Source organism: Bosea sp. AS-1, from assembly GCF_002220095.1.
Classification (GTDB): domain Bacteria; phylum Pseudomonadota; class Alphaproteobacteria; order Rhizobiales; family Beijerinckiaceae; genus Allobosea.
The window spans coordinates 44774-59415 of record NZ_CP022372.1 but is presented as its reverse complement, the minus strand read 5'-3'; the positions used below and the strand labels follow the sequence as shown (position 1 = coordinate 59415).

The following is a 14642-nucleotide window of genomic DNA, read 5'->3' as shown; positions in this document are numbered from 1 at the left end:
CCGGCCCTGTGCGGGTCTCGCGGCGAGGTTCCGCGCGCCCCTGAGGCGCCGTGCCCGCGCGATGATTTGGGTTGCCCGATTTTTGCCTTCAAGAGGCCGGCAGCACTTTTTTTGATCGAGTGCTAACAAACTGAAAAGGCAGCGCAAACGCAACCTTTCATCTTGCCAGAGCGTTGAAAATCCGCTGCCATCGGCGCAGTGAAAAACAGGGAGCTGAAAGGAATGGCTTCGACCGACTTCGCCCGCCAGATCGCCGGCTACGGATTGACCACCGCCGGCATCCTCTACCGATTGCCCGACCACCCTTCGATCCTGCAGGAATACGTCTGGCAGGATTACGACCTCGCTCCGCGCTTTCCCGAGCTCAACAAGTTCCTCGCCTTCTGGCAGGCCAAGCTCGACGGCAGGTTGTTCCGCATCACCGTCGCTCACAAGGACCTGATCGGCCCGGCTGACCTCAGCGCGGTCAGCGGCGAGTTCCGGCTCCAGTAACGTCGATGCTTCGCAGGCCTTGATCCGAAGAGAACATATCCCAAAATCATGGCAGCCGCCGACAGCGATAGCGCGCTCGACGCGGCGATCAACCAAACCGGATCCATGTTGCTTCCAGAAGGATATGGCTATGGCAACGTTGGCAATCGCTCCCCGGGGGAGGACTGCATGATGACATCAGACGATTTCGAGAGGCCGGTCGTGATCCTGACCGGTCTTGGGCATCCGGCGGCGATCGCGTCCGCCATGGAGGCCTATATGTTCCTGGCCGACTGGCCGGCGAGCAGGCGCGATGCGGTCCACGGCTTCGCGCTGAAGGCCTGCCTGGCGGCGATCCGTGGCGAGATAGAACCAGACACGGCGCGCGGCTTGTTCGCGTCCTGGGCGGAAAAGCATGATCTCCTAGCGCCCGACGTTGCTGCGTTCGCCAGCAGCCGCAAGGAAGGCTCGCGCGGCCACGCCTGACCTAAAGCCCGGCGCCGCACTAGCGGGGCCGGGCGACTTTTGAGGCGAGGGCGCCATTCAAAGGATATGAATGTTTCGGAGCGAGAAAGTGCCGTTGTTTCGCTTGCCTCGCATCCGCCTGGACGTCAGCAAATGCGAGAAGAGATCCGTGCGGGCGCTCGCACAGAACGCTCCGAGCGGGAGCGGTCGAGCTGCCTAGGCCTTTGGATGGGCCTGTGATGCGCGAACGTTATTGAGCGCGGGAGCGATCTGGTGGCTAGTCTCGCCACCTATGAAGCGCCGAACTTCTCTGCGCTATCTCGCGGAAAGTATTCGGGCCTTTCGAAGTGACGGGCATCGGGCCGCAACTCTGGCGCTATCGTGGCGCACCCTGCGAGGCGGCCGGTGATTCTCCGTTCGAAGGGTAAAGTCGTCCGGGCAAATCAGGCCAGAAGGATCCGCACATGCCAAATGCTGCGGTGATTATCGGTGCCTCCGGTGGGATTGGCGGAGCGCTTGCCGAACAGGTGGCCGGGTCGAGCCGATACTCTGCCGTTCACGCGATATCACGGACGCCGAGCGCGGATCGTGGGTCAATCCGGTTTCACATCGCGGATATCGCCGACGAGGCAAGTGTCGAACGCGTCGCTGGAACGATCGGCACGGAGGAGCCGGTCGGCCTCGTGATCGTTGCGAGCGGCCTTCTGCACGACACCAATATTCGTCCGGAAAAGGCTTTGAAGACGATAGACCCCGTCGCAATGGCCAGGCTCTTTGCGGTCAACACCATCGGCCCTGCCATTGTCGCCAAACATTACGTTCCGCTGCTGCCGCGACGGGGGCGATCGGTTTTCGCCGTCCTGTCCGCCCGCTTAGGGTCGATCGAGGATAACCGGCTCGGCGGCTGGTATTCATATCGCGCCTCGAAGGCCGCGCTCAATCAGGTGATCCGCACGCTTGCCGTCGAGCTCAAGCGAACGCATCCCGATGCTATAGCGCTAGCACTCCATCCCGGCACGGTGGCGACGACTCTCTCGGGGCCATTCCGGAGCGACGAAACGCGTGCCGGATTGTTCGTACCTGACGATGCGGCGTCGAACCTGCTCAAGGTTCTCGACCTCGCGGCTGTCGAGCAATCTGGTGCATTGTTGGCATGGGATGGATCGCACATCCCATATTGAGACCGGGTTCGGGCAAACGACCGACGTCGATCTCAATACAGGGCGCAATCCCGTGAGGCTCAACGGCGCGGCTGCTCGGGAAATTCGAGCTTGCTGACATCGTAGCCCAGCGCGGCCGCACGCGCGACCAGCCGCTTGCGCTGTGTGGGGCCGATCTCCGGATCGCGCGTGAAGATATAGAGGTCACGCAATGTCGGATCAGCCGAGATGAACCAGCTGTAGTCGTCGGCCCGGTCGAGTACCCAGTACTCCCGCTGAACCGGCACAAAGCCGTAAAGCTTATAGTCGACCCTAAGCTTGGCGTTAAAGCCGGGATCGAGGATCGTGCCGGGTCCGCCGACGGTCTTGAGTTCGCCGCGCGGGCTGCCCATCCGACAGGAATCGAGGACCTGGATGCCGCCGGCGCGGTCTGGCCCATATTCCGTCGCGCCGGCGACGCAGCCATCCGTGATTGTCATGGGGCGTCGAGCGATCTCGCGCCAAGTCCCCGTGTAGAAGCGCTGAACGTCGACCCGCTTTCGCGGCTCGGGCGCCTGCTGCGTGTGAGTTATCGAGTTTCCCACGCATCCGGCCAGCGAAACGGTGGCGACGGCAGTGAGCAGGATCGATTTCATGGCGGCCTCCCTGGCGACGGGCGGCCGTCTCCCGCGGCGCGCCAGAGACGTTACGCGCAAAACCGTGCCGCGGATCACTGCCGGCCGGTCTCGTAAGGGAGCGTCAGCTGCAGGTGGTCAACTGGGCCGAACAAATCTTGGCCGGCGGAGATCCTCCGGAAGTCGCTCCCGGTATGATCCAACCCCGCCCGAGCGGCTTGTCCTCGAGAGTGTGTATCGTCACCTCGACGTTTCCCGCTCGGCAATCGTGAATGGCGGCGACATGGACACCGGGCTCCGACGCCAGGATTATCTCCGAGACGGAGAGGCTGATCCAGCAGCGTGCAGACAACACGTTCAGGCAGCGCGGACTGCGGATGGCCAAGGATGCTTCCGACAAGCAGGCAGCGCTCACGGCGCAGGTCAGCATGAAGGGACGCCGGGGGCCCGGCTTCAAGTAGCACCGGACTACTTTTGCCATCCACAACCGAAACGGGAGCCCAGGGCTGATTATAGGCGCCTTACGTCGGAGCGTTTTGCTAGGTCACGCCGCACCACCCTGCATGCTAACATACGAAAGCCTGCCGGATCGCGCGGACGAATTCGAGGGGTGCGCCGACGGTCGATCTCTGGCGCTTAGCTATTGCTGCGTCCGCCTCAGTAACGCGGTGTTGTAACCGAGCGTCTTTGCTCTGCCCACGAGAGTAGAATATTGCTGCGGAGTGATAGCGGGGCTTCGCGTCAAGATCCAGAGATAGCGCCCAGACGGTTCCCCAACGATCGACCATGAATAATCTGGCGCCCTGTCGAGAACCCAATAGTCGCCTTCGAACGGCCAGAAGAATGTGACCTTCAGCTTCGTACCTTTGGATCCCTCGACTACGCGGGCGGATGCTTCCGATCTTTTCAGAGCACCAGAGGGACTGCCCTGCCGGCAGGAGTTGATGACAGAAACATGCCCGTCCGGCTTGAGCGCGTATTGGGCTGAAACGGCTTCGCAGCCCGCCTGAAAACTTGCTTCATAGCGCGCCTGTTCATACCACTTGCCTAGATAGCGGGTCAGCTCGACCGGCTTGCTCGGCTGGGGAACGTTTGCGTTCCCAACTGGCCGGTCTTCCAGAGGAAGGCACGCCCCAGAGAATGTTCCGATTCCAACGGCAAGCAGGAGCGAAAGCGGTTTCATTGCTAGTCCTAATAGGAGGGCGCTATTCCAACGCCAGACGGAACTGGCTGTTCCCGCTCCTTGCCTGCTAGAAGCAGAACGGCTTCCGGATACGCACCGTGGCCTTTCCACGAAGGCAGAATGTGCCGGTCGGCACAGCACCTTCGCAGCCGCCATCAGGCTCGGCGCAGGGCCACCAGTTTCACGTCGATTCTTTGTGCGCGGAAGCCTGCCTCGCAATAGCAGAGGTAGAATTCCCACAAGCGCCGGAAAGCTTCGTCGAACCCCAAGGGTGCGATCTCGGCCCAGTTCTCCAGAAAGCGCCGGCGCCACTCCTTCAAGGTCAGCGCGTAGCTGCCGCCGAAATCGAGCTGCTCGACCACGGCGAGCGCAGCAGCCTCAGCACTGCTTTTCAGCACCGGGACCGACGGCAGGCTGCCACCGGGAAAGATGTAGCGCTGGATGAAATCGCTGCCCTGCTGGTAGCTTTCGAACAACGCATCGTCGATCGTGATCGCCTGCAGCACGACCCGGCCGCCAGGCCTGAGCGAGCGATTGAGAGTGTCGAAATAGGACGGCCAGTAAGCGCGGCCGACCGCCTCGATCATTTCGATCGAAACGATGCGGTCGAACTGCCCGGCAATGTCGCGATAGTCCCGGAGCTCGATGGTGACGCGCTCGGATAGGCCAGCATCGGCAATGCGCTGCCGTGCGGCTTCGAGCTGTGCCGGCGACAGGGTAATCGCCGTCACGCGGCAGCCCTCGCGGGCCAGCCGCTCCGCCAACGCACCCCAGCCGCAGCCGATTTCCAGGACATGCTCGCCGCCCGAAAGGTCGAGCATGTCGACGATCCGGTCGAGCCGGCGCTGCTGGGCGACTTCGAGCGTCTCGGCCGGCGTCTCGTAGAGCGCCGAGGAATACATCATGCTGGCGTCGAGCCAGCGGCCGTAGAACGCGTTGCCGAGATCGTAATGCGCGGTGATGTTGCGGCGGCTGCCGCGGCGCGTATTGGCGTTCAGAACGTGGCGCAGGCGGTTGAGCAGCCGCGCCGGCCAGGCGCCCGACACCAGCCCGCGCAGCGTCGCATCGTTGCGCGCACCGAGCTCGATCAGGGCGGTGAGGTCCGGCGTGTGAAGGTCGCCGTCGCGATAAGCTTCGGCCAGGCCGATATCGCCGTCGAGCAGAAGGCGGCGCATCGACCGCCAGTTGTTCAGGATCATCGTCGCCTGCGGCCCCGGCAGGCCGGGCGCGCTGCAAAGCCGTTCGCCATCCGGCGTGAAGACCGTCAGGTGGCCGATGGCGATGCGGGAGAGCACGCGGCGCAGGAACCAGCGCGACAGGCCGATACCACCTGGCAGGACGAGCGCCTCTTCGGGCATGCTAAAATGCTGTTCCGCGTCGGGACGGCTCATGGCTTCATCGGTCCTTTCGCATGGGCTGTCACGGCTCTGCCAAGACTGAAGGAGTGTTCGGGCGCCGCCGGATGGGGCCGCCAGGAAATCCGCTTCGCCAGCAGGCGCAGTGCGTGCCAGTGGATGGCCGCCGTGACCTTCAGCGTGAGCAGCGGATGGGTTGCGAGCAGACGCAGCAGGGCCGCATCGCTCAGGTCCGTGCGCTTGCCGCTCAACACGGCGGTGATCAGGCGCCCATCGGCGTCGCTGCCCTCGATGGCGACGGAGACGCGTTCTCCCGGCGCGGTGACGGTGAAAGCGTAGCGCATGTCGAGGTTCATGAACGGCGAGACGTGGAAGACCTTGTCGGCCTCCTGCCTCAGCTCGCCTTCCGAGATATCGGCAGGCGCCACATAGCTGTGGATCTCGCCGAAGGTGTTGTGCACCTCGTAGACGGTCGCGCAGAGGCTGCCATCCTGGCAGTAGCAGAAATAGGTGCTGAGCGGGTTGAACGCGTAGCCGAGGATGCGCGGCATGGTCAGCAGGCGGATCGGGCCGCCGTCATGCGCGATCCCGGCCTTGGCCAGGGTTTCCTCGATTTGAGGCCGCAGGGGCCGCCCGCTGCGATCGCCGTAATCCGCGTCGCGAAAGGCGTAGAGATTGAAGCGGTTGCGCGAGAAGAAGCGGAGCTTCGCCGACAACCCATCGATCTCGTCGAGATCGAACAGCATCCAGAACACGCGATAGGACAGCGCATGAGGCCGGGGCCGGAACCGATGGTGCCTGACGCGGCCGACATAGAGGGCGGATTGCAAGGTCATGCGGCCTGCTCCAGCCGGGGCAGGATCGGAATGCGACCGGATTCGTTGGGGACGTTCCAGGGCCGGCGGACGCTGCCGAGCGCCTCGGCGACGGCAAGCCCCGCCTGCAGGCCGTCCTCGTGGAAGCCCGATCCGAAATAGGCGCCGCAGAACCAGCTTCGACGCATGCCCTGCAAGGACCAGAGCCGTTCTTGCGCGTCGAGAGCTGCGGTATCGAACAGCGGATGCTCGTAGATCTCCTCGTGGAAGATGGCTTCGTTGCGCAGCGTATCCGGCGGATTGAGCGTGACGAAGAAGGGCTGAGCCTCCGGCAGGCCCTGGAGCCGGTTCATCCAGTATGTCACCGCACAGGCGGAATCCGGCTGCGCGCGCTGACCGATATGGTTCCAGCTTGCCCAGGCGCGGCGGCGCTTCGGCATCAACGCTTCGTCGCCGTGCAGCACGGCGCGGTTGCGGCTGTAGCGGAAGGCACCGAGAGCCTCGGCTTCCATCGGGCTGGAGTCGGCGAGCACGGCGAGCGTCTGGTCGGCATGGGTGGCGAAGACGACCTGGTCGAAGCTCTCGGTCCAGCCGTCGCCTATCAGAACGACATCGTTCGCGCCGCGTCGAACCTGCCGGATCGGCAAGCCGGCCCTGACGTCGCCCGAAAAAGCGGCGCGCAGCTTCTCGACATAGACGCTGCTGCCGCCGGTCACCGTGCGCCAGACCGGCCGGTCGGTGAGCTGGAGCAATCCGTGATTGTGATGGAAGCGCAGGAAGGCGGCGGCCGGATAAGACAGTATCTCCGAGCAGGGAGCCGACCAGATCGCGGCCGCCATCGGCAGGAGATGATCGTCCCGGAATGCAGCTCCATAGCCGCCGATCGCGAGATAGTCGCCAAGCGAGATACCGGCCGCCTGCCCCGTCAGCGCGTCCTTCGATGCATTCCGGTAGAAGCGGGTGATGTCCTGCAGCATGGCCCAGAAGCGCGGGCGCACGAGATTGCTGCGCTGGGCGAACAGGCCTGCAACGCTGGTGCCGCTATATTCAAGCCGCCCGCCATCGAGCGAGACGGCGAAGGACATCTCGGTCGGCTGGGTGGCGACGCGCAAATGCTCCATCAGCGCGATGAAATTCGGATAGGTCGCCTCGTTGTAGACGATGAATCCGGTATCGACCGCCGTCTCGCCGCCGCCCCCCGCAACGCGAACCGTGTTGGCGTGGCCGCCAAGGCGAGGCGCGGCCTCGAACAGCACCACGTCATGCGCCTGCCCCAGCAGCCAGGCCGCCGAGAGCCCGGATATGCCGGCACCGATCACGGCGATCCGCATCGCCTTGCCCTGTGCCCGTTCCATCGTCGCTGCTTTATTGATCATGACGGGTATACGCGGCTGGGGCCGGACTGGATTTGCCGCCGCGCGAGCAAAAGCGCGCCGGCCGAGTGACCCGCCGCAGCGCTTCCTGCGTAAACGAAGACAGGCCGGAACTTTCCGCGAGGGCGACGATGCCGATGAACCGAATGAAGCGGGTCGCTGCTGCGATCGGCGCCTACGCGGCGCATCCCGATCCGCGGGCCGCGATCGCCAATACCGTCGCGCTGGTCATCGTCTCGAACCAGCCCTTCTACCCGCTCTATCTTTATTGGGCGGTCTCGCCGGTCGTCACGCCGTCCTATGTCACCTTCCTGTCAACGCCCTTCTTCGCGGCGGTGCCGGCAGTCATGCGGCGCAGCACCTTGCTCGGGCGAGCACTGCTTCTCGTCGCCGGCATCGGCAATACGTTGCTCTGCCGGGCCGCCTTTGGCCCGGGCTCGGGGGTCGAAGTCTTCCTGTTTCCATGCCTCGTGCTGACGCTGATGCTGTTTCGCCGCACGGAACCCGCCTTCGCGCTCGGTTTCGCGGCACTGGCCTTCGCCACCTATCTGCTGCCGGCCGCCATCCTGGGGGCACCGATACATCTCTATGGGCCCGACGAATACGCGACCTTGCAGCGCCTGAATTTTCTGAGCGCCGCGTCCCTGACCGTCCTGATCGCATGGCTATTCGCCGGGCGTCCGGACACAAATTCGCGCGCCGATGAAACCGACGACACTGCCGAAGCGTAGACGAAACGCATCCGCCGAAAGGACTTCATCATGACGCGCCTTCCGCTTGTCCTCGCCCTCGTCGCTTTCTCCGCCCACTGCGCTGCCGCCAACGATCTCGACGGGACATGGCTGCGCGACGATGGCAATGCCCGCGTGCGCATCGCGCCCTGCGGCGACAAGATCTGCGCCACCAACATCTGGATCGGCGATACAAGCAAGGGCGAGGCGGCTGGCGACAAGCTCGTGATGACGCTGGCCCGCCAGCCCGACGGTTCATTCTCCGGCAGTGCGTACGATCCCAAGCGAGGGTGGAGTTATTCACTTACGATCACTGCGAAGGCCAATGCACTCAACACGCGAGGCTGCATTCTCGGCAGACTGATCTGTCGCGACGTGAGTTGGAAGGCATCCGAATAACCGCCGTTCGGGGTGATCCGCGGCGGAAGCGTCCACGTATCTAATCTATGGTTGCCGCACTCGCCCTGACCGCAGACGGCATGCGCAAGGCGGGGTCTGTTGCGCGAGGAGATTGGTTCGTCGTCTTGTTCGATCCCAATAGTTTGATTGCTGCCATCGCGCACTCCGGTGACAGGGTGGCCTTTGCCAAGCTGTTCGACCATTTCGCGCCACGCGTGAAGGGTTTGCTGATGCGCGGAGGAGCCTCCGCGGAGCTTGCCGAGGAGGTCGCGCAGGAAACGCTGCTGTCGGTCTGGCGCAAGGCCGCGCTGTTCGACCCCGCGAAGGCAAGCGCATCGACCTGGATCGCAACGATCGCGCGCAACCTGCGCATCGACATCGCCCGCCGCGAAACGCGTTCGAGGTTATCGCAAGTTTACGAGATTCTGGATGAAGAAGCCCCTGAACAACCTGATGAGACACTTTCTGGCGCGGAACGCGATGCGCGCGTGCGTGCCGCGATGACCCATCTTTCCCCCGACCAGTACCGCGTGGTCGAACTCGCCTTCATCGAAGGCTTCAGCCATCAGGATGTCGCCGATCGCCTCGCTATCCCGCTGGGCACGGTGAAATCCCGCCTGCGCCTGGCCCTGTCGCATCTGCGCGGCCGGCTGGAGGATCTGCGATGAGCATGTTGCATCGCCCGTCCGACGAGACGCTTGCCGCCTTCGCCGCGGGCCAACTCGACGAAGGCCTCGCGGTCGTCGTCGCCTGCCATATCGAGGCGGATCAGGAGAGCCGCGGCCGCCTGCGCGAGTTCCAGGCCGTGCAAGGTGCGCTGCTGGATGCGGCCGAGCCCGTCGCAATGGCTTCCGGCCCAACTCCTGCGGCCACTGCAGCACGACCCGAGCCAGCGTCGGTTGAGACCGCCCCGATGTCCGAGGGGATGCCGAAGGTGCTGCGCCCCTATGGCCTCGGTCCCTGGCGCCCCATCGGCATCCGCATTGCCATGCGACGCGTCGAGGTTCCCGGAGCAGATGCGCGCGTCTTCATGCTGCGCGCCGGGCCCGGAATCTCCCTGCCGCACCACAAGCATACCGGGTTCGAATGGACCACGATCCTCGCCGGCGCCTATGAGCACGAATACGGGCGCTACGCAGCCGGTGATTTCGACGAGGCTGATGCCGAGCATGATCACACGCCGCGCGTCGACCCGGTCGAGGGCTGCACCTGCATCGTGGCGATGACGGGGAGCGTGCAGTTGCAGGGCTGGCTCGGCCGGCTGCTGCAACCGCTGGTGCGGTTTTGACGATCGCATCCTTCGCAGCAGCTCTGGTCTTCGTGGCCGTGGCGATGTCCGCCTTCATGGCCCTGGCGACGCTGATCGAGCGGCGCACTGGCAATTCCGGCTGGATCGACGTGGTCTGGACTCTTGGGTTGGGGCTGACGGGTATCGCCGGCGCCTTGCTGCCCTTCGGGGCGGGACTGATGCCCCGACGCCTGCTCGTGGCAGCGCTCGCGCTGGCCTGGGCGCTGCGCCTCGGCCTGCACATCGCGCAACGGACCGCCGGCATCACCGAAGATCCCCGCTATGCGAAGCTGAAGCGGGACTGGGGCAGCTCCGCGCCGCAGCAATTGGCCCGGCTGCTGCAGATGCAGGCGCTGGTCAGCATTCCCCTGGGATTGGGGATCGTCCTCGCGGCGCATAGCACCGCGCCAGCGCTGGGCTGGCAGGATCTTGCCGGTGTCGCCGTGTTCGCCGCAGGGCTTGCAGGAGGCGCCATCTCCGATGGGCAATTGCGGGCCTTCGCACGCTCGGGAGCGGGCGGCATCTGCGATTCCGGCCTGTGGCGCTGGTCGCGCCATCCCAACTACTTCTTCGAGTGCCTGCTTTGGTGCTCGTATCTCATGATCGCGCTCGCGACCGGCTATCTATGGGGTTGGCTCGCCTTACTGGCACCGGCCTGCATCACGCTGCTGCTCACCCGGATCTCCGGCATACCGCCCCTGGAGGAGCACATGCTTGCCAAGCACGGCGAGGCCTATCGGGCATACCAGAATCGAACCAGCGCCCTGATCCCGCTGCCGCCGAAAGGAGCAACGTCATGACGATCATGCAGAAGCTTTCGGCTTGGGGAGAACGGCTTCCTGTTCCCGACTTTGTAAGCCGGGCTGTTATTGCGTCCCTGGTGCGGGCTACAGATCGTTCGCTTGAGGTCGATCCGCCGAATACTGAGACCTTCGCACGTGAAATGGCGGCCCTTCCTATTGCCGCCCATACCGACGCGGCCAATAAACAGCATTATGAACTACCTGGTACATTCTTTGCTCAGATTCTCGGTTTACAGCTAAAGTACTCGTGCTGCTATTACAACAGTCGATACGACACGCTCACGGTTGCTGAGCAGAACGCTCTGAAACTGACTGCAGAGCATGCGGACATTTTGGACGGACAACGAATTCTAGAGCTTGGTTGCGGTTGGGGTTCCTTGTCGCTGTGGTTAGCGGAACGCTATCCCAAGGCTCAAATCACAGCCGTATCCAACTCAAATTCGCAGCGGAATTTTATCGAACAGGAAGCATGGCGGCGTAGTATCTTAAATTTGAGAGTTATTACGGCAGACATCAATAACTTTTCTCCGCCCGAGAATTTTGATCGCGTCGTTTCGGTCGAGATGTTCGAGCACATGGCGAACTGGCGCGAACTGCTCGGGCGGATTCGTGGCTGGCTGAAGCCGGACGGCCGGCTCTTCATTCATGTCTTCGCCCACCGGCAGGGTTGCTATCGATTTGATGTGGCCGATACCAGCGACTGGATCGCGCAGCATTTCTTCACCGGCGGCCTGATGCCGAGCGCGACGCTCGCTCACCAGTTCCCCGATCTCTTCACGGTGGAAGACGAGTGGCGTTGGAGCGGCGAACACTACCGTGCCACGGCCGAGGACTGGCTGGCGAATTTCGATCGCAATCTCGCGCAGATTAATCCGATCCTGCGCGCGACCTATGGCGCGGACGCACCGCTCTGGCGCCGCCGCTGGCGTCTGTTCTTCCTAGCGACAAGCGGTTTGTTCGGTCATGCCGGCGGCGAGGCCTGGGGAGTCCATCACTACAGGTTGAGGGCAGCCTGACCGAGATTGGCCGTGTTTGGGATTAGACCCAGCCCCAGGCGACAAGGCGCCGGACCACGATAAAGGCGACCCATGTGCACAGGCCGACTACGACCGCACCATAGACGAGATCGACGAGCGTGATCGTCAGCGTCCAGGGCCGCAGTGTGGCGTAGTTGGTGAGGTCGTAGGTCGCATAGGCCAGCAGCCCGATGAGCGCGCCATTGAGTAAGGCGGCGCCCGCGCTTCCGTCACGCAGCGCGGGCATCAGCGCAAAGTGGACTACGCCGAGCGGGAAGCCGAAATAGAACAGTGCCGCCGGCCAATAGCGCACCTGTTCCAGAAGTAAATCGCCGAGCGCAGGGCGATAGAGTTTGGACGCCATTGTGCCCAGCCAGATGGCATCACAAATGCCGAAAGCGGCAAGAAAAGCGAGATAACCGGCAACGAAGCTCATCGTGATCTCCAGAGGTTCCGCGAAGAGATACGTCGCTTTCGCGCTCGTGGTTCAGAGCCGCCGGCGATCGAGAACGATCGGCCAGGAAATCCACTTTGATGAGGGAAGCGTATAGGCTTGCATGCATTCTTGCGAACCGTCCATTGCGACCCGGATTGTCCGACGTACGATCGCGCCCCTGCTGGCTGGGCTCGGCGTTTCGGCATGCGCCGCACTCCGACCGGGGCGCCTGACCGACGGCGCACGCGATGTAGCTTATGGCCTGCATCCCCGGCAGCGGATGGATATCTACGTACCTTCGGGTCGCGGTAGCGCACCCAAGCCGGTCGTTTTCTTCGTCTATGGCGGGTCTTGGGCCAATGGCGCCAAGGAAACCTATTCGTTCGTGGGGGACGCGCTCTCGGCTCGCGGCTTCGTCACGGTGATCGCGGATTACCGCCTGGTCCCGGAGGTCCGCTTCCCGGTCTTCATCGAGGACGGCGCGCAGGCCCTGCGTTTCGTGCGAGACAACATAGCCCGCTTCGGCGGCGCCCCGGAGGCGATCCACATGATGGGACATTCGGCGGGCGCCTACAATGCGATGATGCTGACTCTGGACAAGCGCTATCTTGCCGCCGTTGGCATGCGCGCCGACGATGTCCGGTCGATTGTCGGCCTCTCCGGCCCCTACGACTTTCTCCCGTTCGATATCGACGTGACGAAGGAGGCGTTCGGAAACGCGCGCGATCCCGTCCGGACGCAGCCAATCAACTTTGCCCGGCGCGACGCACCGCCAGTCTTTCTGGCCACGGGATCGGAGGACACGACGGTCCTTCCGCGCAATAGCGAGCGTCTGGCGCTGGCGCTCCGAAAGGCGGGCGCGCGATCGGTCTCGCTGAAGATCTATCAGGGTCTCGGCCATGCTGGCACGGCCACGGCGCTGTCCCGGCTTCTGCAATGGCAAGCGCCGGTGCTCGACGACGTCGTCACGTTTCTAAAGACGTCTGTGCATCCGGTTATGGGAACCGAGCTTCAATTCTAAGGCAAAAGCTGATGGCATCTTCCGCGAATTTGCATCCGGCAGAAGCTCCGGTGATCGTTTGGTTTCGCGATGATCTGCGGCTATGCGACAATCCGGCCTTAACTGCCGCGGCACAAAGCGGCCGGAAAATCCGCTGCGTTTTTGTGTATGATGAAGAATCTGACGGTCTGCGTCCTCTCGGGGCGGCAGCAAAATGGTGGCTCCATGGCGCGCTGGAGAATCTGGACAAGGACCTGCGTCAGCGCGGCACACGCCTTTCAATCTATCGGGGTCGTGCGTCCGAATTGATCCCGCGCCTCGCCACCCTCTGCCGGGCGGCCATCGTTTACTGGAATGATCGATATGGCGAAGCCGAACGACGGGTGGATTCGGCCGTACAATTGTTGCTTGAGCAGCGTCGCATCGATGCTCTCACTTTTAACGGCTCTTTGCTGTACGATCCGGCGGCGATCAAAACCAAATCCGGCGAGCCTTTTCGAACGTTTTCCGCATTTTGGCGCGCAGCTTACCAAGCGGGTGACCCTGCCCAGCCGCAAGCGGCTCCCGTAGCATTGCAGGATTTCGGCGACTGGGGTGACAACTCGCCTCGGGCTGTCGAACTCTCCGAGTTATGCCTTGAGCCTCGGGGACCCGATTGGTCAGGCGGCCTGCGTTCCAATTGGAAACCTGGCGAGACCGGTGCCCAAATGCAGCTCAAGCAGTTTTTAGATAATCACTTCGATACATACGCAGAGTGCAGGGATTTTCCCGATAGGCAAACGACATCTCACCTGTCTCCCTACTTGCGCTTCGGAAATATTTCGCCTCGGCAGATATGGCATGCGGCGGAATCAAAGAACTCTGAAAGCGACGTAAAATCTTACCGGAACCTGGAGAAATTCCAGTCCGAGCTGGGCTGGCGAGAATTCTCATATCATTTACTGCATCACAATCCGACCTTAGCCGCCCGAAACCTCCAGTCGAAGTTCGACCGGATGCCGTGGCGAGAGGATCCCGTTTCGCTGCGAGCGTGGCAAATTGGGAAGACCGGTTATCCTCTGGTCGATGCTGGCATGCGTCAGCTGTGGACCACGGGGTGGATGCACAACCGGGTTCGCATGGTGGCCGCATCGTTCTTGGTCAAGCATCTCCTCATTGACTGGCGCCAGGGTGAGGCTTGGTTTTGGGACACTCTGGTCGACGCCGACCAGGCCAACAATGCGGCGAGCTGGCAATGGGTTGCCGGATCGGGCGCAGACGCGGCGCCCTACTTCCGCATCTTCAACCCCACTCTTCAGGGGGAAAAATTCGATTGCGGTGGGCATTACGCGAAAGCTTGGCTACCAGAATTATCGGGTCTGCCTCCACAAGACGTTCATCGCCCGTGGCAGGCATCATCCGCAGTCGAAGGGTATCCCACGCGCATCGTCGACCACGATTTCGCTCGTCGCCGCGCGCTCGACGCGTTTGAAGCGCTGGGCTGAGGCAAACGAGCAAAGTTCATCCCCACGAATTCAGCAGGCTGAGGCAACA

17 protein-coding genes are annotated in these 14642 nt (G+C 62.9%); 11 read left to right on the top strand and 6 right to left on the bottom strand.

The genetic code is table 11. From position 1 onward, the window contains the following. Positions 1 to 222 precede the first annotated feature (222 nt). The 3 genes from CE453_RS01935 (at position 223) to CE453_RS01925 (ending at position 2117) form a co-directional block, all read left to right on the top strand. Complete coding sequence (locus tag CE453_RS01935) at positions 223 to 492, top strand: usg protein (protein ID WP_089173061.1); 270 nt, start codon at positions 223 to 225, stop codon at positions 490 to 492. A gap of 48 nt (positions 493 to 540) precedes the next feature. Then, positions 541 to 957 carry a DUF982 domain-containing protein gene (locus tag CE453_RS01930; RefSeq protein WP_472840970.1) on the top strand — a complete coding sequence of 139 codons (417 nt, stop codon included), beginning with the start codon at positions 541 to 543 and terminating at the stop codon, positions 955 to 957. Positions 958 to 1400: 443 nt separating this feature from the next. After that, positions 1401 to 2117, top strand: a complete 717-nt coding sequence (locus CE453_RS01925; RefSeq protein ID WP_089173060.1) for an SDR family NAD(P)-dependent oxidoreductase — start codon at positions 1401 to 1403, stop codon at positions 2115 to 2117. A 59-nt stretch (positions 2118 to 2176) separates the two neighbouring features. Here CE453_RS01925 and CE453_RS01920 read toward each other — a convergent pair whose 3' ends face one another. The 5 genes from CE453_RS01920 to CE453_RS01895 all read right to left on the bottom strand — a co-directional run bounded on the left by CE453_RS01920 (position 2177) and on the right by CE453_RS01895 (position 7439). Next, positions 2177 to 2731, bottom strand: a complete 555-nt coding sequence (locus CE453_RS01920; protein ID WP_089173059.1) for a lipocalin family protein — start codon at positions 2729 to 2731, stop codon at positions 2177 to 2179. 619 nt (positions 2732 to 3350) lie between these two features. After that, entirely contained in the window at positions 3351 to 3893 is a 543-nt protein-coding gene (locus tag CE453_RS01910; RefSeq protein ID WP_089173057.1) for a lipocalin family protein, read from the bottom strand. Positions 3894 to 4048: 155 nt separating this feature from the next. After that, a complete protein-coding gene (locus CE453_RS01905) occupies positions 4049 to 5284 on the bottom strand; it encodes an SAM-dependent methyltransferase (RefSeq protein WP_248307911.1) in 1236 nt (411 codons plus the stop codon). Next, entirely contained in the window at positions 5281 to 6084 is an 804-nt protein-coding gene (locus CE453_RS01900) for a DUF1365 domain-containing protein (RefSeq protein WP_089173055.1), read from the bottom strand. Before CE453_RS01900 ends, CE453_RS01905 begins: the two co-directional genes overlap by 4 nt. After that, positions 6081 to 7439, bottom strand: coding sequence for an NAD(P)/FAD-dependent oxidoreductase (locus tag CE453_RS01895; protein WP_248307910.1), 1359 nt, complete (start codon positions 7437 to 7439; stop codon positions 6081 to 6083). Before CE453_RS01895 ends, CE453_RS01900 begins: the two co-directional genes overlap by 4 nt. Positions 7440 to 7567: 128 nt before the next feature. On the opposite strand from CE453_RS01895, the gene CE453_RS01890 reads away from it, so the two are divergent. The 6 genes from CE453_RS01890 (at position 7568) to CE453_RS01865 (ending at position 11673) form a co-directional block, all read left to right on the top strand. Next, positions 7568 to 8167, top strand: coding sequence for a hypothetical protein (locus tag CE453_RS01890; RefSeq protein ID WP_089173054.1), 600 nt, complete (start codon positions 7568 to 7570; stop codon positions 8165 to 8167). A 30-nt stretch (positions 8168 to 8197) separates the two neighbouring features. Further along, a complete protein-coding gene (locus CE453_RS01885; protein ID WP_089173053.1) occupies positions 8198 to 8566 on the top strand; it encodes a DUF2147 domain-containing protein in 369 nt (122 codons plus the stop codon). 125 nt (positions 8567 to 8691) lie between these two features. Next, complete coding sequence (locus CE453_RS01880) at positions 8692 to 9234, top strand: sigma-70 family RNA polymerase sigma factor (protein WP_248307909.1); 543 nt, start codon at positions 8692 to 8694, stop codon at positions 9232 to 9234. After that, positions 9231 to 9854: a ChrR family anti-sigma-E factor gene (locus CE453_RS01875; RefSeq protein WP_089173052.1), complete on the top strand. Its 624-nt coding sequence runs from the start codon at positions 9231 to 9233 to the stop codon at positions 9852 to 9854. Before CE453_RS01880 ends, CE453_RS01875 begins: the two co-directional genes overlap by 4 nt. A 44-nt stretch (positions 9855 to 9898) precedes the next feature. After that, positions 9899 to 10654, top strand: a complete 756-nt coding sequence (locus CE453_RS01870) for a DUF1295 domain-containing protein (protein ID WP_248307908.1) — start codon at positions 9899 to 9901, stop codon at positions 10652 to 10654. After that, positions 10651 to 11673, top strand: coding sequence for an SAM-dependent methyltransferase (locus CE453_RS01865; protein ID WP_089173050.1), 1023 nt, complete (start codon positions 10651 to 10653; stop codon positions 11671 to 11673). The genes CE453_RS01870 and CE453_RS01865 overlap by 4 nt, the downstream gene beginning before the upstream one ends. A gap of 22 nt (positions 11674 to 11695) precedes the next feature. Here the strand turns inward: CE453_RS01865 and CE453_RS01860 are convergent, their stop codons facing one another. Beyond that, on the bottom strand, positions 11696 to 12109 hold the full coding sequence (locus tag CE453_RS01860; protein ID WP_089173049.1) for a DUF2177 family protein: 414 nt from the start codon (positions 12107 to 12109) through the stop codon (positions 11696 to 11698). A gap of 121 nt (positions 12110 to 12230) precedes the next feature. Between CE453_RS01860 and CE453_RS01855 the strand changes: the two genes are divergently transcribed. Both CE453_RS01855 and CE453_RS01850 read left to right on the top strand, forming a co-directional pair. Then, positions 12231 to 13130 carry an alpha/beta hydrolase gene (locus CE453_RS01855; protein WP_089173048.1) on the top strand — a complete coding sequence of 300 codons (900 nt, stop codon included), beginning with the start codon at positions 12231 to 12233 and terminating at the stop codon, positions 13128 to 13130. 11 nt (positions 13131 to 13141) lie between these two features. Beyond that, the gene (locus tag CE453_RS01850) at positions 13142 to 14593 is read left to right on the top strand and encodes a cryptochrome/photolyase family protein (RefSeq protein WP_089173047.1); all 1452 of its coding nucleotides are present in this window, start codon (positions 13142 to 13144) and stop codon (positions 14591 to 14593) included. The last annotated feature ends 49 nt before the right edge of the window (positions 14594 to 14642 follow it).